The organism is Rhodococcus sp. NFXS4, from assembly GCF_058139645.1.
In genome coordinates this window covers 2,534,373-2,555,011 of record NZ_CP192221.1, presented here as the reverse complement: position 1 = coordinate 2,555,011, position 20,639 = coordinate 2,534,373, and the positions used below count along the sequence as shown (strand labels likewise).

18 protein-coding genes are annotated in these 20,639 nt (G+C 69.1%); all 18 read left to right on the top strand.

The features are described from left to right. The first annotated feature begins 364 nt into the window (after positions 1-364). The 18 genes from infC (at position 365) to tyrS (ending at position 20,208) form a co-directional block, all read left to right on the top strand. The gene (gene infC, locus J4E04_RS11935; RefSeq protein WP_082544654.1) at positions 365-1,042 is read left to right on the top strand and encodes a translation initiation factor IF-3; all 678 of its coding nucleotides are present in this window, start codon (positions 365-367) and stop codon (positions 1,040-1,042) included. Between the two features lie 50 nt (positions 1,043-1,092). After that, positions 1,093-1,287, top strand: coding sequence for a 50S ribosomal protein L35 (rpmI, locus tag J4E04_RS11930; RefSeq protein WP_027506747.1), 195 nt, complete (start codon positions 1,093-1,095; stop codon positions 1,285-1,287). A 47-nt stretch (positions 1,288-1,334) separates the two neighbouring features. Then, complete coding sequence (gene rplT, locus J4E04_RS11925) at positions 1,335-1,724, top strand: 50S ribosomal protein L20 (protein WP_027506746.1); 390 nt, start codon at positions 1,335-1,337, stop codon at positions 1,722-1,724. Next, positions 1,724-2,563, top strand: a complete 840-nt coding sequence (locus tag J4E04_RS11920; RefSeq protein WP_037186780.1) for a TrmH family RNA methyltransferase — start codon at positions 1,724-1,726, stop codon at positions 2,561-2,563. The genes rplT and J4E04_RS11920 overlap by 1 nt, the downstream gene beginning before the upstream one ends. A gap of 85 nt (positions 2,564-2,648) precedes the next feature. Further along, complete coding sequence (pheS, locus tag J4E04_RS11915) at positions 2,649-3,728, top strand: phenylalanine--tRNA ligase subunit alpha (protein WP_027506744.1); 1,080 nt, start codon at positions 2,649-2,651, stop codon at positions 3,726-3,728. A 48-nt stretch (positions 3,729-3,776) separates the two neighbouring features. Then, positions 3,777-6,278: a phenylalanine--tRNA ligase subunit beta gene (gene pheT, locus J4E04_RS11910; protein ID WP_490148674.1), complete on the top strand. Its 2,502-nt coding sequence runs from the start codon at positions 3,777-3,779 to the stop codon at positions 6,276-6,278. Between the two features lie 48 nt (positions 6,279-6,326). Next, on the top strand, positions 6,327-7,385 hold the full coding sequence (gene argC, locus J4E04_RS11905) for an N-acetyl-gamma-glutamyl-phosphate reductase (RefSeq protein ID WP_328809872.1): 1,059 nt from the start codon (positions 6,327-6,329) through the stop codon (positions 7,383-7,385). Then, positions 7,382-8,623 carry a bifunctional glutamate N-acetyltransferase/amino-acid acetyltransferase ArgJ gene (gene argJ, locus J4E04_RS11900; protein WP_490148673.1) on the top strand — a complete coding sequence of 414 codons (1,242 nt, stop codon included), beginning with the start codon at positions 7,382-7,384 and terminating at the stop codon, positions 8,621-8,623. The genes argC and argJ overlap by 4 nt, the downstream gene beginning before the upstream one ends. Further along, the gene (gene argB, locus J4E04_RS11895) at positions 8,620-9,522 is read left to right on the top strand and encodes an acetylglutamate kinase (RefSeq protein ID WP_027506740.1); all 903 of its coding nucleotides are present in this window, start codon (positions 8,620-8,622) and stop codon (positions 9,520-9,522) included. The genes argJ and argB overlap by 4 nt, the downstream gene beginning before the upstream one ends. After that, entirely contained in the window at positions 9,519-10,727 is a 1,209-nt protein-coding gene (locus J4E04_RS11890; protein ID WP_056447982.1) for an acetylornithine transaminase, read from the top strand. Before argB ends, J4E04_RS11890 begins: the two co-directional genes overlap by 4 nt. Further along, positions 10,724-11,671: an ornithine carbamoyltransferase gene (gene argF / locus J4E04_RS11885; RefSeq protein WP_490148672.1), complete on the top strand. Its 948-nt coding sequence runs from the start codon at positions 10,724-10,726 to the stop codon at positions 11,669-11,671. The genes J4E04_RS11890 and argF overlap by 4 nt, the downstream gene beginning before the upstream one ends. Then, positions 11,650-12,171: an arginine repressor gene (locus J4E04_RS11880; protein ID WP_197027837.1), complete on the top strand. Its 522-nt coding sequence runs from the start codon at positions 11,650-11,652 to the stop codon at positions 12,169-12,171. Before argF ends, J4E04_RS11880 begins: the two co-directional genes overlap by 22 nt. A gap of 53 nt (positions 12,172-12,224) precedes the next feature. Beyond that, positions 12,225-13,451, top strand: coding sequence for an argininosuccinate synthase (locus J4E04_RS11875; RefSeq protein WP_222638613.1), 1,227 nt, complete (start codon positions 12,225-12,227; stop codon positions 13,449-13,451). Next, on the top strand, positions 13,448-14,875 hold the full coding sequence (gene argH / locus J4E04_RS11870) for an argininosuccinate lyase (protein ID WP_027506735.1): 1,428 nt from the start codon (positions 13,448-13,450) through the stop codon (positions 14,873-14,875). The genes J4E04_RS11875 and argH overlap by 4 nt, the downstream gene beginning before the upstream one ends. Before the next feature lie 109 nt (positions 14,876-14,984). Then, positions 14,985-17,942 (top strand): AMP-binding protein, encoded by a 2,958-nt coding sequence (locus J4E04_RS11865; RefSeq protein ID WP_490148671.1) that lies wholly within the window; start codon positions 14,985-14,987, stop codon positions 17,940-17,942. A gap of 49 nt (positions 17,943-17,991) precedes the next feature. After that, positions 17,992-18,216, top strand: a complete 225-nt coding sequence (locus J4E04_RS11860; RefSeq protein ID WP_027506733.1) for a Trm112 family protein — start codon at positions 17,992-17,994, stop codon at positions 18,214-18,216. Between the two features lie 31 nt (positions 18,217-18,247). Next, positions 18,248-18,895 (top strand): DNA-3-methyladenine glycosylase, encoded by a 648-nt coding sequence (locus J4E04_RS11855; protein ID WP_222627006.1) that lies wholly within the window; start codon positions 18,248-18,250, stop codon positions 18,893-18,895. Positions 18,896-18,939: 44 nt separating this feature from the next. Further along, a complete protein-coding gene (gene tyrS, locus J4E04_RS11850) occupies positions 18,940-20,208 on the top strand; it encodes a tyrosine--tRNA ligase (RefSeq protein ID WP_037186630.1) in 1,269 nt (422 codons plus the stop codon). Positions 20,209-20,639: the final 431 nt, after the last annotated feature.

Below are 20,639 nucleotides of genomic sequence, written 5' to 3'. Positions count from 1 at the left end.
GTGCCGGGCACGGATGTGGAACCCGGAGGCAGCAAGTGGAGTCCGACTCCCACCACCGCACGGTTCGCCGGGCAGTGGTTCCGGTCCTTCCCAGCCACATCGGGAAGTGGTGCGCTTCGTCGACGAGACGAGGTGGCCCGCGGATGGTGACATCCGTCGACCGGTCGGTACCGGACCCCGCTGCTCGCGATCTCGATCGTGAGCGACGGGGTTTTCGTCGTTCGGAAGGTTCCCGCGGGAACAAATCGGGTGGCCACGGTGTCGAGGTAGACGGAGAGCACGAGCGCCGGTGTGGAGCGCGTAGGACGGCGCACCGCATCGGGTCGAGCACCACCATCCGTCACCGCACTACCGAGGAGGCCCCATCAGCACTGAGACCCGCATCAACGATCGCATCCGAGTTCCCGAAGTCCGACTCGTCGGACCTGGCGGTGAACAGGTGGGGATCGTGCGTGTTGAAGATGCACTCCGCCTGGCTGTCGAAGCCGATCTCGACCTCGTCGAGGTCGCACCCGACGCCCGTCCGCCGGTCTGCAAGATCATGGACTACGGCAAGTTCAAGTACGAAGCCGCGCAGAAGGCTCGTGAGTCGCGCAAGAACCAGACGCTCACGGTCATCAAGGAGCAGAAGCTTCGTCCCAAGATCGACGACCACGACTACGAGACGAAGAAGGGCCATGTCGTCCGCTTCCTCGAGGCCGGGTCCAAGGTCAAGGTGACCATCATGTTCCGTGGACGCGAGCAGTCGCGGCCCGAACTCGGTTACCGCCTCCTGCAGCGCCTGGGCGCCGACGTCGCCGAGCACGGCTTCGTCGAGACCTCGGCCAAGCAGGACGGCCGCAACATGACGATGGTCCTGGCTCCGCACAAGGGCGCCAAGACCAGGGCGAAGGCAGCGGAGGCGTCCAACGCACCGCGCGCCACCGTGCCGCCGCCGGCCTCCGCGCCGACTGCTGCACCCGCCGCCGAGGCGACACCGCCGGCACCCGCTGCTCCGCAGACGCCGGCGACGCCGCAGGCACCAGCCACACCGAGCGCCTGAGCGTTCGGATCCACCAGCACCACCGACCGAAGTAACAGAACTGAGGACTCATGCCCAAGTCGAAGACTCACAGCGGCACCGCGAAGCGATTCAAGGTGTCCGGTAGCGGAAAGATCCTGCGCCAGAAGGCCGGCCGCCGCCACCTGCTCGAGCACAAGTCCTCGCGCGTGACGCGTCGCCTCGACGGCAAGGCCGTCGTCAGCCCCAACGACGTTCCCCGCGTCAAGCGGCTTCTCGGTCTCTGATCTCTTTCCCACCCGGGCCCTAGGCCCCACTACGACAGGATTCACCAGTGGCACGCGTGAAAAGGGCGGTCAACGCCCAGAAGAAGCGTCGTTCGATTCTCGAGGCGTCCAGCGGATACCGCGGGCAGCGTTCGCGTCTCTACACCAAGGCGAAGGAGCAGCAGCTCCACTCGCTCACCTACGCGTACCGCGATCGCCGCGCTCGCAAGGGTGACTTCCGCAAGCTGTGGATCACGCGTATCAACGCGGCAGCTCGGGCGAACGACATCACGTACAACCGTTTCGTGCAGGGTCTGAAGATCGCCGAGGTCGAGGTCGACCGCAAGATCCTCGCCGAGCTCGCGGTCTCCGACGCTGCGGCGTTCACCGCACTCGTCGAGATCGCCAAGGCGGCACTGCCTGCCGACATCAACGCACCGGCCGGAGAAGCAGCCTGATCAGGCGCTTCGACGACACTCCGTCACGACCCGCGGCGCCGCTCACCGAGCGGACTCCGCGGGTCGTTTCGGCTGTCAAGCTGCAGCGCGGCGTCGAACGTCGGCGAACCGGCCTCTTCCTCGCGGAGGGCGAGAACGCGGTGACCGAGGCGGTCGCCGCCGGTGTCGTGCGCGAGGTGTTCGCCACCGAGCGCTGGTTCGACGAGCACCGCGGACTGCTCGAGGCGTCGGCCGCGGCCGGTGCGCAGCCGCAGCTGATGACCGAGCGCGCGGCGAAATCGCTGTCGGACACCGTGACGCCGCCGGGAATCGTGGCCGTGTGCACGTCCGTCGTCGTCTCCCTGGCCGAGGCGTTGGCCGCGAACCCGTCACTCGTGACGGTCGTCGTCGACATCTCCGAGCCGGGCAACGCGGGCACCATCCTGCGCGTTTCGGACGCCGCCGGCGCCGGCGCGGTGATCTTCGCCGGGGACAGTGTCGATCCGCTGAACGGCAAGAGCGTCCGCGCGTCCGCCGGAAGTCTCTTCCATCTCCCCGTCGCACGGGAGCGTTCGGTGACGGCGGTACTCGACGCGGTCCGTGCGACCGGCGCCAGTCTGCTGGCGACGACCGTCGACGGTGAACTGGACCTCGACGACGCCGACGACGCGCTGGCCGGGCCCACCGCCTGGGTGTTCGGCAACGAGGCGCACGGGCTGTCCCGCGAGGTCGCGGCTGCTGCGGATCACCGGGTGCGCATTCCCATCCACGGCCGCGCCGAGAGTCTCAACCTCGCCACCGCGGCCGCCGTGTGTCTGTACGCCGGTGCGCGGGTGCAGCGCCGCGGGGGCACCGCCTAGGCTTTCCCCGCCGGGTTCTGCCCGGCGACCGTGAGGAGCACCGCGACAGAGGTGCTCGCCGATCGAGACGATGGAGTGTGTGGACGTGGAGCGCAACGAGGGTGAAGCGCAGGCCGATCAGGCCGCTGCCGACGCGGAGGCGCTGACCGACGCGGCGCTGGACGCAGCCGTCACCGAGGCCGAGTCCGCCTTCGCCGCCGCGTCCGACATCGACGCTCTGTCCGAGGCCAAGATCCACCACATCGGGAACAAGGCGCCCCTCGCGCTCGCACAGCGCGCGTTGGGCTCGCTGCCGAAGACCGAGCGGGCCGACGCCGGCAAGCGGGTCAAGGTGGCGCGTGACCGCGTGCGGATCGCGTTCGACGATCGTCGTGAGGTGCTGCTCGCCGAACGTGACGCGGCCGTGCTCGTCGCCGAGGCGATCGACGTGACCCTGCCGTCCGTCCGCCGCCCGGTGGGTGCCCGCCATCCCATCACCGTCATCGCCGATCAGGTCGCCGACGTCTTCGTGGCGATGGGGTGGGAGGTGGCCGAGGGCCCGGAGGTGGAGACCGAGCACTTCAACTTCGACGCGCTCAACTTCCTGCCCGACCATCCCGCGCGGACGATGCAGGACACGTTCCACGTCGCGCCCGAGGGGTCTCGTCAGGTGCTGCGCACGCACACCTCGCCGGTGCAGGTGCGGTCGATGCTCGAGCGCGACCTGCCGATCTACGTGGTGTGCCCCGGGCGTACGTTCCGTACGGACGAACTCGACGCGACGCACACGCCCGTCTTTCATCAGGTCGAGGGACTCGCCGTGGACAAGGGGCTCACGCTCGCCAATCTCCGCGGCACGCTCGACGCGTTCGCGCGTGCGTTGTTCGGCCCGGAGACGCGGACCCGGATGCGCCCCAACTACTTCCCGTTCACCGAGCCGTCCGCGGAGGTGGACGTGTGGTTCCCCCGCAAGAAGGGTGGAGCGGGCTGGGTCGAATGGGGTGGCTGCGGCATGGTGAATCCGAACGTGCTGCGCGCCTGTGGCGTCGACCCGGAGATCTACAGCGGGTTCGCCTTCGGTATGGGCCTCGAGCGAACGCTGCAGTTCCGCAACGACATTCCCGACATGCGCGACATCGTCGAGGGCGACGTGCGGTTCAGCCTGCCCTTCGGCGTGGCCGGCTGACGCTCGGCCCCTGCAGACAAGCATTCAGACAGAGAGAGTGGAGAAGTCGTGCGAGTGCCCCAGTCCTGGTTGACCGAGGTCGTCCGGAAGGCCGCTCCCGAGTGGAGCGTCACTGCTGACGAGCTCGACGCGGGGTTCGTGTCCGTCGGCTTCGAGATCGAGGATGTCATCCCTCTTCCGGAGATCACGGGCCCGTTGGTCGTCGGCCGTGTGCAGTCCATCGAGGAGTTGACCGAGTTCAAGAAGCCGATCCGCTTCTGCCTGGTCGAGGTGGGCGAGGCGGAGCCCCGCGGAATCGTGTGCGGTGCACGGAACTTCGCGGAGGGCGACCTCATCGTGGCCGCACTTCCCGGCAGTGTTCTGCCCGGCGGGTTCGCCATCGCCGCGCGGTCCACGTACGGGCGCACGTCCGACGGCATGATCTGCTCGGTGTCCGAGCTCGGTATCGGTTCGGATCACTCCGGCATTCTCGTGCTGCCTGCCGGCACGGCCGAGCCCGGCGACGATGCACTCGCCGTTCTGGGCATGGACGACACCGTGTTCGACGTCAATGTGACGCCCGATCGCGGATACGCCCTGAGCGTGCGCGGTCTCGGCCGCGAACTGGCGTGCGGTTTCGACGTGGACTTCGTCGATCCCGCCGACGCCCCGCAGCCCGTCGTGTCCGCGGCCGCCTCCGAGGGCGAGGCGTGGCCCGTCGACGTCCGTTCCGAGTCGGGTGCCACCCGTTTCGCCGCGCGCCGCGTCGTGGGCATCGATCCGGCGGCGGTGACCCCCTGGACGATCCAGCGGCGGCTGCTGCTGTCCGGGGTGCGACCCATCTCGCCCGCGGTCGACGTCACCAACTACGTCATGCTCGAACTGGGCCAACCGCTCCACGCGTTCGACGCCTCCGCGCTGTCGGGCGGGTTGGTGGTCCGCCGGGCCGAGGCGGGGGAGACGCTCCGCACCCTCGACGACACCGTGCGCACCCTCGACCCGGAGGACGTCGTCATCGCGGACGAGTCCGGCGTGGTGTCGTTGGCCGGTGTCATGGGTGGCGCGTCCACCGAGGTGGGCGACGAGACCACCGACATCCTGCTCGAGGCGGCCATCTGGAGCCCGCTCGCCGTGTTCCGCACCGCGCGCCGTCACCGGCTGCCCAGTGAGGCCAGCCGTCGCTACGAACGAGTGGTGGACTCCGCTCTCCCGGTGCGCGCGCTCGACCGTGCCGCCGCACTGCTGGCCTCGATCGCGGGCGGCCGGGTGGAGCCGCTGCTCACCGACATCGGTGCACCGACGGTGTCCGACACCGTGACCATGGATCTCGACCTGCCGGACCGGGTGGCGGGTGTGACCTATCCGAGCGGTACCGCGGTGCGCCGCCTCACCCAGGTCGGGTGCGAGGTCGGCGTGGACGTGTCCGAGGCCGGGCGCGGGGTGGCCGTCGTGACGCCGCCGACGTGGCGTCCCGACCTCCGTCAGGCCGCCGACCTGGTCGAGGAGGTGCTGCGACTCGAGGGACTGGAGTCCATTCCGTCCGTCCTGCCGCACGCTCCCGCGGGCCGCGGACTCACCGCCGCCCAGCGTCGTCGCCGGGCGGTGGGTCGGGCACTGGCCTACACGGGGCACGTCGAGGTCCTCGCGCCCGTGTTCCTGCCGGCCGGGGTCTTCGACGTCTGGGGACTCGACGCGGACGATCCGCGCCGGGTGACCACGCGGGTGCTCAATCCGTTGGAGGCGGACCGACCCGAACTGGCGACCACTCTCGTCCCCGGTCTCCTGGAGATCGCCCAGCGCAACGTCTCGCGCGGACAGCGGGATCTGGCGCTGTTCGCCGTCGCGCAGGTCGTCGAACCGGGCGAGGGCACGCGGCCGATCGATGCGCTCGCCGTCGACCGTCGTCCCACCGAGGACGAGATCGACGCTCTGAAGCAGTCGTTGCCGGTGCAGCCGCTGCACGCCGCCGTCGTGCTGACCGGTGCGGTGACGGCACCCGGGCCGTGGGGCGCCGGCCGCCCCGCCGACGCCACCGATGCCTTCAGCGCAGCGAGGACGATCGCGAGCGCGTCCGGTGTCGAGGTGGAACTCCGGTCCGCCCAATACCTTCCGTGGCATCCGGGCCGGTGTGCCGAAGTCGTTGTCGACGGTGTCGTGGTCGGGCACGCGGGTGAGCTGCATCCCGGTGTCCTCGAGCGCGCCGGTCTGCCGCCGCGGACCTGCGCGGTGGAGATCGACCTCGATCTCGTTCCCACCCGCGAGCCGCTGCCGTCGCCGTCCATCTCGCCGTTCCCCGCCGTGCTGCAGGACGTCGCGGTCGTCGTCGACGAGTCCGTCCCGGCCGCCGCCGTGCAGTCGGCTCTGATGTCGGGGGCGGGCCCACTCCTCGAGGACATTCGTGTCTTCGACGTGTTCTCCGGCGATCAGGTCGGTTCCGGCCGGAAGTCGCTGGCCTTCGCCCTGCGGTTCCGAGCGGCCGACCGTACGTTGACCGAGGACGAGGCGAGTGCCGCTCGCGATGCCGCCGTCGCGGCAGCGGCGACGGCGGTGGGAGCCGAGCTCCGACACTGACGGTGCGCCGCTTTTGAATGAGCTTGCACCGTCATGCATAATCATCGTATGGACAGTGCATCGACATCGACGGGCACCCGGGTGGCCGTCGCGGGCGCCAGTGGCTACGCGGGTGGCGAGATCCTGCGTCTGCTGCTCGGACACCCGGCAGTGCTCGACGGCCGGATGACCATCGGCGCCCTGACGGCCGGTGGAAACGCCGGAACCACGCTGGGGCAACACCATCCGCATCTCGTTCCGCTCGCGGACCGCGTGCTGGTGGACACGGACGCCGCGGCCCTGGAGGGGCACGACGTCGTGTTCCTCGGGCTCCCGCACGGGAAGTCAGCCGCCCTCGCCGAACAGCTGTCGGACTCCACGCTGATCATCGACTGCGGTGCCGACTTCCGGTTGACCGACGCCGCCGCCTGGGATCGCTGGTACGGCGGGGAGCACGCCGGACACTGGCCCTACGGCATGCCCGAGTTGCCCGGTGGTCGGGACGCCCTGGTCGGAGCGACGCGCATCGCGGTCCCGGGGTGTTATCCCACCGCCTCGTCGCTGGCTCTGGCGCCAGCGTTCGCTGCCGGTATGGTCGAGCCCCGCGTGACCGTGGTGGCCGTGAGCGGCACCTCCGGCGCCGGTCGCGCGGCGAAGCCGGACCTGCTGGGTTCCGAGGTCATGGGGTCGGTCCGTGCCTACGGCATCGCCGGCGCGCATCGCCACACGCCGGAGATCACGCAGAACCTCTCCGCCATCGCCGGCACCGACGTGATCGTGTCGTTCACTCCTGTGCTGGCTCCGATGCCGCGCGGCATCCTGGCGACGTGCACCGCTCCGACGACAGTGTCGGCCTCCGAGGCGCGTGCGGTCTACGAGAAGTACTGCTCCGACGAACCTTTCCTTCACCTTCTCCCGGAGGGGCAGCTGCCGCAGACGGGGTCGGTGCTCGGGTCCAACGCGGTCCACCTGCAGGTGGCGGTCGACGAGGACGCGGGCTTGCTGGTGGTCCTCGCCGCCATCGACAATCTGACGAAGGGCACCGCCGGTGCCGCGGTGCAGTCGATGAACATCGCTCTCGGACTCCCCGAGAGCGCCGGACTCTCCACGGTGGGAACAGCACCATGACCGACCACACCCAGTCCTCTCCCGGCGCCCCCACGCGCGCTCCCGGGGTTCTCGTCCGCACACAGGGTGTGACGTCGGCAGCGGGATTCCGGGCCGCCGGGGTCGAGGCCGGTCTCCGGGCCAAGGGGGGCCTCGACGTCGCCCTCGTGGTCAACGAGGGCCCCGATCTGGCAGCGGCCGGTGTCTTCACCCTGAACAAGATCAAGGCTGCGCCCGTCCTGTGGTCGCAGCAGGTGCTGACCTCCGGTCGGCTCCGCGCCGTCGTCCTGAACTCGGGCGGCGCCAACGCCTGCACCGGTGCGCCCGGATTCCGGGACACGCACCGTACCGCCGAGCACCTCGCATCGACCCTCAGCGACTGGGGAACCGAGACGGGCGCCGGCGAGATCGCCGTGTGTTCGACCGGACTGATCGGCGACCGGTTGCCCATGGACAAGGTGCTCGGCGGTGTCACCGAGGTGGTGCACGAGCTCGCCGGAGGCATCTCGGGCGGCACCGATGCGGCCTACGCGATCATGACGACCGACACCCGGCCGAAGCAGGCCGCGATCCACCACGAGAACGGCTGGAACGTGGGCGGCATGGCCAAGGGCGCCGGCATGCTGGCGCCCTCGCTGGCGACGATGCTGTGTGTCGTCACCACGGACGCCGTGGCGAGCGCCGATCAGCTCGATCGCGCCCTCCGACACGCGACGGCACAGTCCTTCGACCGACTCGACGTGGACGGCGCGACCTCCACGAACGACACGGTGCTGCTCCTCGCGTCCGGTGCCAGCGGCATCGAGGCGACACAGGAGGAACTCGACGCCGCTGTCCTCGCGGTGTGCGACGACCTCGCGGATCAGCTGATGGCCGATGCGGAGGGCGTGACCAAGCGGATCATCGTCAGGGTCGGTGGTGCCGAGTCCGAACAGGACGCACTCGTGGCGGCGCGAACCATCGCACGCGATTCCCTCGTCAAGACGGCGCTGTTCGGCTCCGATCCCAACTGGGGCCGCGTTCTCGCCGCTGTGGGCATTGCGCCGGTCGCGCTCGATCCCGATCGCATCGTCGTGTCGTTCAACGGCGATCCCGTGTGCGTCGACAGCATGGGTGTGCCCGGCGCTCGTGAGGTCGATCTCTCGGCCGTCGACATCACGGTCGAGGTGGACCTCGGTGTCGGCTCCGCGTCGGCGTCGATCAGGACCACGGATCTGTCGCACGCCTACGTCGAAGAGAACTCGGCGTACTCGTCATGACGTCGTCCGAGCCCGTGTCCGCACACGACACCGCACGCATCCTCGCCGGCGCCCTCCCGTGGCTCCAGCAGTGGACGGGCAAGGTCGTCGTGGTCAAGTACGGCGGCAATGCCATGATCGATGATCGACTCAAGGCCGCGTTCGCGGCCGACATGGCGTTCCTGCGCACCGTCGGTATCCACCCGGTGGTCGTGCACGGCGGCGGTCCCCAGATCACCGCCATGCTCACTCGACTCGGACTGGTGGGGGAGTTCCGCGGCGGCTTCCGCGTGACGACGCCCGAGGTGATGGACGTCGTGCGCATGGTCCTGTTCGGGCAGGTAGGTCGCGAGCTGGTCGGACTGATCAACGCGCACGGCCCCTACGCTGTCGGCATCTCCGGCGAGGACGCGCACCTGTTCACGGCGACTCGACGGACCGTGACCGTCGACGGTGTCGCCACCGACATCGGTCTGGTGGGCGACGTGACGACGGTGAATCCCGCTGCCGTGCACGACCTCATCGAGGCCGGGCGCATCCCGGTCGTCTCGACCATCGCTCCCGACGCGGACGGCGTCGTGCACAACATCAACGCGGACACCGCGGCCGCGGCCCTCGCGGAGGCGCTCGGCGCGCAGAAGCTCGTCGTCCTCACCGACGTCGAGGGGCTCTACACGAACTGGCCGGACCGCGGGTCGCTCGTCTCGGAGATCGAGGCGGACGTCCTCGCCGAACTGCTGCCCGGCCTGGACGCCGGCATGGTCCCCAAGATGGAGGCGTGTCTGCGCGCGGTGCGCGGGGGAGTTCCCAGCGCCCATGTCATCGACGGTCGACTCGAGCACTCCGTGCTCCTGGAACTGTTCACCGGCGAGGGCATCGGCACGATGGTGCACGACGGCAGTACGAGAGGACGGGCATGACCAGCACGGAGCAACTGCAGCAACGCTTCTCGAATGCGCTGATGAACAACTACGGCGTGCCGCGCGTGGCGCTGGTCGGCGGTTCGGGAGCCGTGGTGACGGACGCCGACGGCAAGGAGTACCTCGATCTCCTCGCCGGGATCGCGGTCAACATCCTCGGCCACGGACATCCTGCCGTCGTCGAGGCGGTCTCCGCCCAGCTGACGACGCTGGGCCACACGTCCAACCTCTACGCGGCGCCGCCGTCGATCGAACTGGCGGAGCACCTCCTCGAGCACCTCGGTCACGCGGCCGGCGGCGATGCTCGGGTGTTCCTCTGCAACTCCGGCACCGAGGCGAACGAGGCCGCCTTCAAGATCGCGCGTCTCACGGGTCGACCGAACATCATCGCGGCGGAGAACGCGTTCCACGGTCGGACCATGGGAGCCCTCGCGCTCACGGGGCAGGCGGACAAGCGGGCTCCGTTCGAGCCCATGCCCGCCGGTGTGTCGCACGTTCCCTACGGCGACATCGCCGCGCTCGAGGCGGCGGTCGACGAGAACACGGCCGCCGTCTTCCTCGAACCGATCATGGGTGAGGGCGGAGTCGTCGTCCCGCCGGAGGGCTATCTGCCCGCAGCGCGCGAGATCACTGCGCGCCACGGCGCCCTGCTGATCCTCGACGAGGTCCAGACGGGCATCGGCCGTACGGGGTGGTTCTACGCCCATCAGCGGTTCGGCATCGTCCCGGACGTCATCACCCTCGCGAAGGGGCTGGGCGGGGGACTGCCCATCGGCGCCTGCATCGGCATCGGCCCGGCAGCCGCCATGCTCACCCCGGGGAAGCACGGGACCACATTCGGTGGCAACCCGGTGTGTTCGGCGGCGGCCCTGGCGGTGCTGCGCACTCTCGCGTCCGAGGATTTGCTCTCGCACGCCGACCGGCTGGGCAAGATCCTGCGACACGACATCGAGGCGCTCGGACATCCCCTCGTCGATCACGTACGGGGTGCGGGCCTTCTGCTGGGCATCGTCCTCACCGAGCCGGTGGCGGCCGATGTCGAGACCGCGGCCCGTCACGCAGGCTTCCTGGTGAACGCGGCGCAGGCGAACGTCCTGCGTCTGGCGCCGCCCCTGATCATCACGGACGAGCAGGCAGCATCGTTCGTCCGTGCACTTCCCGCGGTCCTCGACGAGGCGCGGCCGACAGCAGAGGCGACCTCGTGACACTGCGGCACTTCCTTCGAGACGACGATCTCTCCCCCGAGGAGCAGGCCGAGATCCTCGCTCTCGCAGCCGAACTCAAGAAGGCACCGTTCTCGCGGCGCCCGCTGGAGGGTCCGCGCGGCGTCGGCGTCATCTTCGAGAAGAACTCGACGCGCACCCGCTTCTCGTTCGAGATGGGCATCGCGCAGCTCGGCGGCCACGCAGTGGTCGTCGACGGCCGCAGCACGCAGCTCGGACGCGAGGAGACGCTGCAGGACACCGGGCGCGTGCTGTCCCGCTACGTCGACGCCGTCGTATGGCGCACGTTCGGGCAGAAGCGCCTCGAGCAGATGGCGACGGGGGCGAGCGTGCCCATCGTCAACGCGCTGTCCGACGATTTCCACCCCTGCCAGGTGCTGGCCGATCTCCAGACGCTCGCCGAGCGCAAGGGATCGTTGAGAGGTCTGCGCCTCTCGTACTTCGGCGACGGTGCCAACAACATGGCGCACTCCCTCATGCTCGGCGCCGTCACCGCCGGCGTCGACGTCACGATCGCCGCCCCGGAGGGCTTCGTGCCGGACCCGTCGGTGCTGGCTGCCACGCAGGAGCGCGGTGAGCGGACGGGAGCGAGCGTGACCGTCACGAACGATCCGATCGCCGCCGCGACCGGAGCCGACGTGCTGGTCACCGACACGTGGACGTCGATGGGACAGGAGAACGACGGCCTGGACCGCGTCGGACCCCTCCGCCCGTTCCAGATCAACGAGTCGCTGCTCGACCGTGCCGACTCGGAGGCACTCGTCCTGCACTGCCTCCCGGCCCACCGCGGCGAGGAGATCAGCGACACGGTGCTCGACGGCCCTCGCAGCGTCGTGTGGGACGAAGCCGAGAACCGGTTGCACGCACAGAAGGCCGTCCTGGTGTGGCTGCTCGAGCAGGCGGCATCGGGACCACGGACGCCGTGACCGCCGAGTCGCAGGGCCCGGTGACGTCGTCGACGCGCGCCGGGCGCCAGGCGCGCGTCGTGGCCCTGCTCTCCACCCACCAGGTCCGATCGCAGCAGGAACTCCAGTCGCTGCTCGCGGCGGAGGGGATCGAGGCCACCCAGGCCACTCTCTCCCGCGATCTCGACGAGTTGGGCGCCGTCAAACTTCGCGCCGCCGACGGCGGTGCGGGCGTCTACGTCGTTCCCGAGGACGGCAGCCCGGTCCGAGGGGTGGCGGGCGGCACCGACCGGCTCTCCCGGCTGCTCGGCGAGTTGCTCGTCTCCACCGACGCCAGCTCCACGATGGCCGTTCTCCGCACGCCGCCCGGAGCCGCGCACTATCTCGCCAGTGCACTGGACCGCGCGGCACTGCCCGAGATTGTGGGAACGGTCGCGGGGGATGACACCATCTTCGTGATCGCCCGCGATCCGCTGTCCGGACGCGAGCTCGCCGACCGCATCGAGAATCTCGCGCGCTGAACCACCAGTCCGAATCCCAGAACGTCCGAATCACACGAAGGAGCACACACCCCATGGCCGAACGCGTCATCCTCGCCTACTCCGGCGGTCTCGACACCTCTGTCGCCATCAGCTGGATCGGCCGCGAGACCGGCAAGGAGGTGGTCGCCGTGGCGATCGACCTCGGCCAGGGTGGCGAGGACATGGAGGTCATCCGGCAGCGCGCACTCGACTGCGGCGCCGTCGAAGCCGTCGTCGTCGACGCTCGGGACGAGTTCGCGGACGAGTACTGCCTGCCGACCATCCAGTCGAACGCCCTCTACATGGACCGCTACCCGCTGGTGTCGGCCATCAGCCGTCCCCTCATCGTCAAGCACCTCGTCGAGAACGCGCGCTCGCACGGCGGCACCGTCGTCGCTCACGGCTGCACCGGCAAGGGCAACGACCAGGTGCGCTTCGAGGTCGGCTTCAACACGCTCGCGCCCGAGCTCGAGGTGCTGGCCCCCGTGCGCGACTACGCCTGGACCCGCGAGAAGGCCATCGCGTTCGCCGAGGAGAACAGCATCCCCATCAACGTCACCAAGAAGTCGCCGTTCTCGATCGACCAGAACGTGTGGGGTCGCGCCGTGGAGACCGGGTTCCTCGAGGATCTGTGGAACGCCCCGACCAAAGACGTCTACGACTACACCGAGGATCCGACGGCCAACTTCAACGCGCCGGACGAGCTGGTCATCACATTCGACAAGGGACGCCCGACCGCCATCGACGGCCGCCCGGTGTCGGTGCTGCAGGCGATCCAGGAACTGAACACCCGTGCGGGCAAGCAGGGTGTCGGCCGCCTCGACGTGGTCGAGGACCGGCTCGTCGGCATCAAGAGCCGCGAGGTCTACGAGGCTCCCGGCGCCATGGTCCTGATCCGTGCCCACGAGGAGCTCGAGCACGTCACCCTCGAACGCGAGCTCGGCCGCTACAAGCGGCACACGGACCAGAAGTGGGCCGAGCAGGTCTACGACGGCCTGTGGTTCTCGCCGCTCAAGGGTGCACTCGACACCTTCGTCCAGCACACCCAGGAGCACGTGTCCGGCGAGATCCGCCTGGTGCTGCACGCCGGCACCGTCGTCGTGAACGGTCGTCGCAGCGGGGAGTCGCTGTACGACTTCAACCTCGCGACCTACGACGCGGGCGACACCTTCGATCAGTCGTCGGCCAAGGGCTTCGTGCAGCTGCACGGCCTGTCGTCCAAGATCGCCGCCAGCCGTGACCGTGGCGCGGTGGCGGCGCAGGGACAGTCGGACCTGTGACGTCACCCGCTCACGGCACCAACGCGGGCGCTCTGTGGGGTGGGCGCTTCGCGTCGGGTCCCGCGGAAGCCATGGCGGCGCTGAGCAAGTCGACCCACTTCGACTGGGTGCTCGCCCCGTACGACGTCCGTGCCTCCAAGGCTCACGCACGCGTGCTCAACTCGGCCGGCCTGCTGACGGCGGGCGATCTCGAGGCGATGCTCACCGGCCTCGATCAGCTCGCCGCCGACGTCGACTCGGGTGCGTTCGGTCCCGCCGAGTCCGACGAGGACGTGCACGGCGCCCTCGAGCGCGGGCTGATCGACCGGGTCGGACCCGAGCTCGGTGGCAGGTTGCGCGCCGGCAGGTCGCGCAACGACCAGGTCGCGACCCTGTTCCGGATGTGGCTGCGGGACGCGGTGCGGCGGGTATCGGCGGGCGTGCTGGACGTGGTCGAGGCCCTCACCGCGCAGGCGCAGGCACATCCCGACGCGGCGATGCCGGGCAAGACGCACTCGCAGGCCGCGCAGCCGGTCCTGCTCGCGCATCATCTGCTCGCACACACCCATCCGCTGCTGCGGGACGTGCAGCGCTTCCGGGACTTCGACGGCCGCGCCGCGGTGTCGCCCTACGGTTCGGGCGCCCTGGCGGGCTCGTCGCTGGGACTCGACCCGGAGAAGATCGCCGCGGAGCTCGGGTTCGACGGTTCCGCGGAGAACTCGATCGACGCGACGAGTTCGCGCGACTTCGCCGCCGAGGCGGCGTTCGTCCTGGCCATGACTGCCGTGGACCTGTCGCGTCTCGCCGAGGAGATCGTGTCGTGGAGTACCCCCGAGTACGGCTACGTGACGCTCGCCGACGCATGGTCGACGGGCAGTTCGATCATGCCGCAGAAGAAGAACCCGGACGTCGCGGAGCTCACGCGCGGCAAGACCGGGCGACTGATCGGCAATCTCACCGGATTGCTCGCGACGCTCAAGGCTCAGCCCCTCGCGTACAACCGTGATCTGCAGGAGGACAAGGAGCCCGTCTTCGACTCGGTGCTCCAGCTCGAGATGCTTCTGCCCGCCCTGACAGGGTTGGTGTCCACTCTCACCTTCCACACCGACCGGCTGCGCGAGCTGGCGCCGGCGGGATTCACGCTGGCGACGGACATCGCCGAGTGGCTCGTCCGCAACGGTGTGCCGTTCCGGCACGCCCACGAGGTGGCAGGCGACTGCGTGCGACGTGCGGAGTCGCGCGGTGTGGGTCTGGACGAACTGACCGACGAGGAGTTCGCGACGATCGACCCGGCGCTCACGCCGGAGGTCCGCTCGGTGCTCACCGTCGACGGATCCATCGGCTCGCGGGACAGCCGCGGCGGTACCGCGCCCGCGCGGGTGGCGGAGCAGATCATCGTGGTCCAGCGCACCGCGGGCGAGCTCAGGACGTGGATCACGGCCTGACGGGACGACCCGATCCGAGCGGTCGGAGTGGTGTGAGACGCTGTGTCCTCATCGGTCGACGAGTCGTGGACCACACCAACCGAATCGATGCCGCCTTCGAGGAGTGCAGTTGCTGGGAATCGACACCGGGTCGGTCGCGACGTCGTTGCGGCGTGTGGTCGCCACGGCGCAGAACGGGCTCGAGGTCATCCGTCTCGGGGGACTCGAGACGGATGCCGTTCCGTCTCCCTTCTCGGTGGTCGCGCGCGATCGTATGTACCGGCTGCGTCGGTACTTCCCGGAGTCCGAGCAGACGGGTCCGCCCGTCGTGCTCGTACCGCCGATGATGATGTCGGCCGACGTCTACGACGTCACCCGCGACCAGGGCGGCGTCGGTATCCTGCACGAGGCGGGGATGGACCCCTGGGTGGTCGACTTCGGTTCGCCGGCCACCGAGGAGGGCGGGTGGAACCGGACGCTGGCGGACCACATCGTCGCGATCAGCGAGATCATCGACATCGTCGCCGAGCGAACGGGTCGCGAGGTCCACCTCGGTGGGTACTCGCAGGGCGGCATGTTCTGTTACCAGGCCGCCGCGTACCGCTCGAGTCGCGACATCGCCAGCATCATCACGTTCGGCAGTCCGGTGGACACCCTCGCGGCGCTCCCTCTCGGGATCCCGGCGAACGTGGCCACCAAGGGTGCCGAGTTCCTCGCCGAGCACGTGTTCACGCGTCTCGCGGTGACCGACTGGATGGCCCGCACCGGGTTCCAGTTGCTCGACCCGGCCAAGACCGTCAAGTCGCGCATCGACTTCCTGCTCCAGCTCCACGACCGGGACGCGCTCCTGCCCCGCGAGTCCCAGCGCCGGTTCCTCGCGATGGACGGGTGGGTCGCCTGGTCGGGCCCGGCGGTCGCGGAACTGTTGACGCAGTTCGTCGTGCACAACCGCATGATGACGGGTGGGTTCTCCATCCGCGGCAAGGTCGTTTCGCTCGCGGAACTGACCATGCCGATCCTCGCGTTCGTGGGGGAGGTCGACGACATCGGCCAACCGCTCGCGGTGCGCGGCATCCGCAAGGCGGCTCCGCGGGCCAAGGTGTACGAAGCAGGGCTCCGCGCCGGGCACTTCGGACTGGTGGTGGGGAGCACCGCGGCCACGCAGACGTGGCCGAGCACGGCGGGGTGGATCCGGTGGCGCGAGGGCCTGGGGCCGCGGCCGGTCGAGGTGCACGCCATGGGGTACGACGAGCACCCGGCCTCGGAGAGCGGCGTGTCGGTGGGAAATCGTCTCGTCCACACCGCGGCCACCATCGCCGAGGTCGGCCTGGGTCTCGGTCGCGGCATCGCCTCGGCGGCGGCCGGGGCCGTGAAGGGGTCTCGTGAGATCTCGTCCGAGGCCGCTCGCACACTGCCCCGTCTCGCCAGACTCGGCCAGCTGCAACCTCATTCGCAGGTCTCCCTCGGTCGTCTGCTCGGTGAGCAGGCTCGGCGCGCGAGTGCCGGTGAGTGCTTCGTGTTCGACGACCGTGTGTACTCCTACGCCGCCGTGGACCAGCGCATCGACAACGTGGTGCGCGGCCTGATCGTCAACGGTGTACGCCCCGCGATGCACGTCGGCGTGCTGATGGAGACACGTCCGAGCGCACTCGCCGCCGTCGCCGCACTGTCCCGCATCGGTGCGGTGGCCGTCATGCTGCAGCCCACCAGCGATCTCTCGGCGTCGCTGCGACTCGGGCGCGTCGAACTGCTGATCGTCGACCCCGACAATCTGGCCGGATCCGTCGACCACGGACTGGACGTGCTGGTCCTGGGCGGCGGCGAGTCCCGCTCGCTCGACATCGAGGACTCCGACCTGGTCGTGGATCTCGAGCAGGTCGACCCGTCGACCGTGGAGTTGCCGGGGTGGTACGTCCCCAACCCCGGGCGCGCACGGGAACTCGCCTTCGTGCTGTTCAGCGGGAACGACGACACTCTGGACGCCAAGTTCATCACCAACTACCGCTGGGCTCTGTCGGCCTTCGGTACGGCCAGCTCCGCAGGTCTGTCCCGCGGCGACACCGTGTACTGCCTGGCGCCGCTGCACCATTCGGCCGGACTGCTCGTGGCGGTGGGCGGCGCGTTGGCGGGCGGGTCCCGCATCGCGCTGTCGCGCGGTGTCGAGCCCGAGCGCTTCGCGGACGAGGTGCAGCGCTACGGCGTCACGGTCGTGTCCTACACGTGGACCATGATGCGGGACATCCTGACGTCGGAGTCCCTTCCGCACCGAGGACAGCACGCCGTACGGCTCCTCATCGGATCGGGCATGCCCACCAACCTGTGGCGGCACACGCTCGAACGACTGGCACCTGCGCGGGTACTCGAGTTCTACGCGTCCACCGAGGGCGACGTCGTCCTCGCGAACGTGGCGGGAACGAAGATCGGGGCAAAGGGTCGCCCGCTGCCGGGCAGTGCACGGGTGGAACTCGCGGCATACGACGCCGTCTCGGGTCGGTACCTCGTGGACGAGCAGGGATTCGTCCGACACTGCGAGACCGGCGAACCCGGCCTGTTGCTCGGCCGCCCCGGACTGGACGACTCCAGCGGCGCGTTCATGCGTGGTGTCTTCAGTGCCGGCGACGTGTGGACTCCGACCAACCTGCTGTTCCGTCGGGACGAGGGCGGTGACTACTGGTTGCTCGGGCACAAGCGCTCGGTGATCACCACCGCGCGCGGACCCGTCTACCCGCAGCCGATAGCCGACGCGATCGGCGAGGCGGAGCCGGTGGACCTGGCCGTGGCGTACGGCATCGGGGAGCACGGTGACCAGTGGTCGGTGTGCGCGGTGACCGTGCGGGCGGGTCAGAACCTCACGGCGTCGATGGTGTCGGATGCGCTGTCGGTGTTGGATCCGGCCGAGCGACCCGACGTCGTGCACGTGGTCGCGGACATCCCGCTGAGCCGCGCGTTCCGACCACTCGACGACACGCTGCGCGCTGCCGGACTGCCCGGTCCGGGGGTCAAGACCTGGTATCTGGCGTCGACGTCCGGCGAGTACAAGCGCATGACGAAGGCAGTGGCGGCGGAGCGCTTCACCGCGCATCAGTAGGGTGAGACCGCGTCGGAAGACCGACGCGACGACGGAACGAGGAGTCCTCTTGAGCGTCGATGCTCGCTTGCACAGCATTCTCGCCTGCCCGCAGGACAAGGGTCCGCTTCTGCTGATCCAGGACGAGCTGCTCTACAACCCCCGGCTGCGCCGTGTCTACCCCATCGAGAACGGCATTCCGGTGCTGCTCATCGACGATGCGCGTGACGCCACCGACGCCGAGCACGAGGACATTCTGGCTCGGGCGACCGCGCCCGCTCCGATCGCGGAGTGACGGGAGCGACTGCGACTCGTCGATCGCCGACATGACCGGCCCCGTACTGCCGTCCGAACGACTTCTCGGGTCCGCGACTCCCGTCGACGCGGCGACGCGTCTGCTCGGCGCCAGTCTGACCTGCGCCGGCGTCACGCTGCGCATCGTCGAGGTGGAGGCGTACGGCGGAGATCCCGGCGGACCCTGGCCCGACCCCGCGGCGCACTCGTTCCGAGGCCCCACACCGCGCAACTCGGTCATGTTCGGGCCGCCCGGTCGCCTGTACGTCTATCTCAGCTACGGGATGCATCTGTGCGCGAACATCGTCTGTGGTCCTGACGGAACGGCCGGCGCCGTCCTGATCCGCGCGGGTGAGGTCGTCGACGGTCTCGCGGTCGCCAGGACGCGGCGGCCCCGCGCACCGGAGTTCGGTATGGCGCGCGGACCTGGCAACGTCGGGAGTGTTCTCGCACTGTCGTTGGCCCACAACGGTGTTCGTGTCTTCGCCGAGAGCGCGGAAGTGTCGGTGACGCTGTCGGACGAGACGGCGTCACCGGTACAGTCAGGTCCTCGTGTCGGCGTGTCCACCGCTCCCGACCGTCCGTGGCGTTTCTGGATTCCCTCGGTGGCCGTGTCTGCCTATAGACGGAGCCCGCGAGCTCCGACAGACCCCGCCGGGGAGCCCGGTACTCAGGCCTGAGGGCGCCGTCGGGTGACGTGCGTGCATGCGAAAGAATCAGCGGTGTGAGCATCATCGAGGACCTGACCTGGCGTGGACTGATAGCCCAGTCGACAGACATCGAGGCACTGACAGCGGCGACCACCGCGGACGGCCCGATCACCCTCTACGCGGGATTCGATCCGACGGGACCGAGCTTGCACGCAGGGCACCTCGTTCCGCTGCTGGTCCTGTCACGTTTCCAGCGTGCGGGTCATCGTCCGATCGTGCTGGCCGGCGGAGCGACCGGACTCATCGGTGATCCGCGTGACGTCGGCGAACGCGTCATGAACTCGAGTGACACGGTGGCCGAGTGGGCCGACCGCATCAAGGGTCAGCTCTCTCGCTTCGTCGACTTCGAGGGTGCCGGCGGTGCGGTCATCGCGAACAACCTCGACTGGACCGCGTCGCTGTCTGCCATCGACTTCCTCCGCGACATCGGCAAGCACTTCTCCGTCAACGTGATGTTGGCGCGGGACACGGTGAAGAAGCGCCTGGAATCGGACGGGATGTCCTACACCGAGTTCAGCTACATGTTGTTGCAAGCGCAGGACTACCTGCACCTGCATCGGCAGCACGGATGCACCTTGCAGGTCGGCGGATCGGATCAGTGGGGCAACATCGTCGCGGGTATCGATCTCACCCGACGTATGGACGGCGACGCCGTGCACGGGCTGACCGTTCCTCTGGTCACTGCGGCGGACGGCACGAAGTTCGGTAAGTCCACCGGTGGCGGAAGCCTGTGGCTCGACCCTGAGATGACGTCGCCGTACGCCTGGTACCAGTACTTCGTGAACACGGCCGACGCCGACGTCGTGAAGTACCTGCGCTGGTTCACGTTCCTCGATCGTGACGAGCTGGCGGAACTCGAGGCGGCGACGGCAGAACGACCCCAGGCCCGCGCGGCGCAGAAGCGACTGGCGGCGGAGATGACGACGCTGGTGCACGGCGCGGACAACACCGCGGCCGTCGAACTTGCCAGCTCCGCCCTGTTCGGCCGGGGAGAGCTTCGCGACCTGGACGCGGGGACACTGTCGGCCGCGCTGTCGGAGACCGACGTCGCCGAGCTGCCGGCAGGGGAGGAGCGCACGATCGTCGACCTTCTTGTCGACACGTCGCTGTGCGAGTCGAAGGGCGCCGCCCGTCGTGTGGTGAAGGAGGGGGGAGTGTCGGTCAACAACCAGAAGATCGCTGCCGAGGACTGGACTCCCTCCGCGGACGACTTCCTGCACGGTGAGTGGCTGGTGCTGCGTCGGGGTAAGAAGAACATGGCCGGCGTACGGCGCTCGGTGTGAGCCACGCGTGCGCGGGGTCACAGTCGGGGTTCGAGCACTCGAAGGCCCGCGAGGCGCCGGAGCGGCGCGCTGACCTGCATGGTCGCGAGCCCGTCGTGTGGCCGACCTGCGGATTTGACGCACTGTTATCCGTCGCGTAACTTTTGTCGAGTCAGAGCGACACGGACACGGACCGAGACCGCAAGGCCTCGATCACCGGCTCCCTAGATCATCTGACATCCTGGTCACCGAAGAGTTCGAGTCTTGACTCGGCTCCGTGCGGCTGGCTAGGCTGGAACGGTTGCCCCGGATCCTCCTGCTTCGTGTGGGTGGTGGTGGTGTGTGCGTGTTCTTTGAGAACTCAACAGTGTGTCGATGAATGTCAGTGCCAATATTTTGTTTTGGTTTGCTGGTTCTTCTCCTTCTTCCCGTCGGGGAGGGACCGGTTCTTT

Coding starts and splice junctions, on each gene's coding strand:
- J4E04_RS11855 (WP_222627006.1), top strand. CDS start 18,248: ATGACCGGCCCCGTACTGCCGTCCGAACGACTTCTCGGGTCCGCGACT.
- argB (WP_027506740.1), top strand. CDS start 8,620: ATGACGTCGTCCGAGCCCGTGTCCGCACACGACACCGCACGCATCCTC.
- J4E04_RS11890 (WP_056447982.1), top strand. CDS start 9,519: ATGACCAGCACGGAGCAACTGCAGCAACGCTTCTCGAATGCGCTGATG.
- argC (WP_328809872.1), top strand. CDS start 6,327: ATGGACAGTGCATCGACATCGACGGGCACCCGGGTGGCCGTCGCGGGC.
- J4E04_RS11875 (WP_222638613.1), top strand. CDS start 12,225: ATGGCCGAACGCGTCATCCTCGCCTACTCCGGCGGTCTCGACACCTCT.
- argJ (WP_490148673.1), top strand. CDS start 7,382: ATGACCGACCACACCCAGTCCTCTCCCGGCGCCCCCACGCGCGCTCCC.
- rpmI (WP_027506747.1), top strand. CDS start 1,093: ATGCCCAAGTCGAAGACTCACAGCGGCACCGCGAAGCGATTCAAGGTG.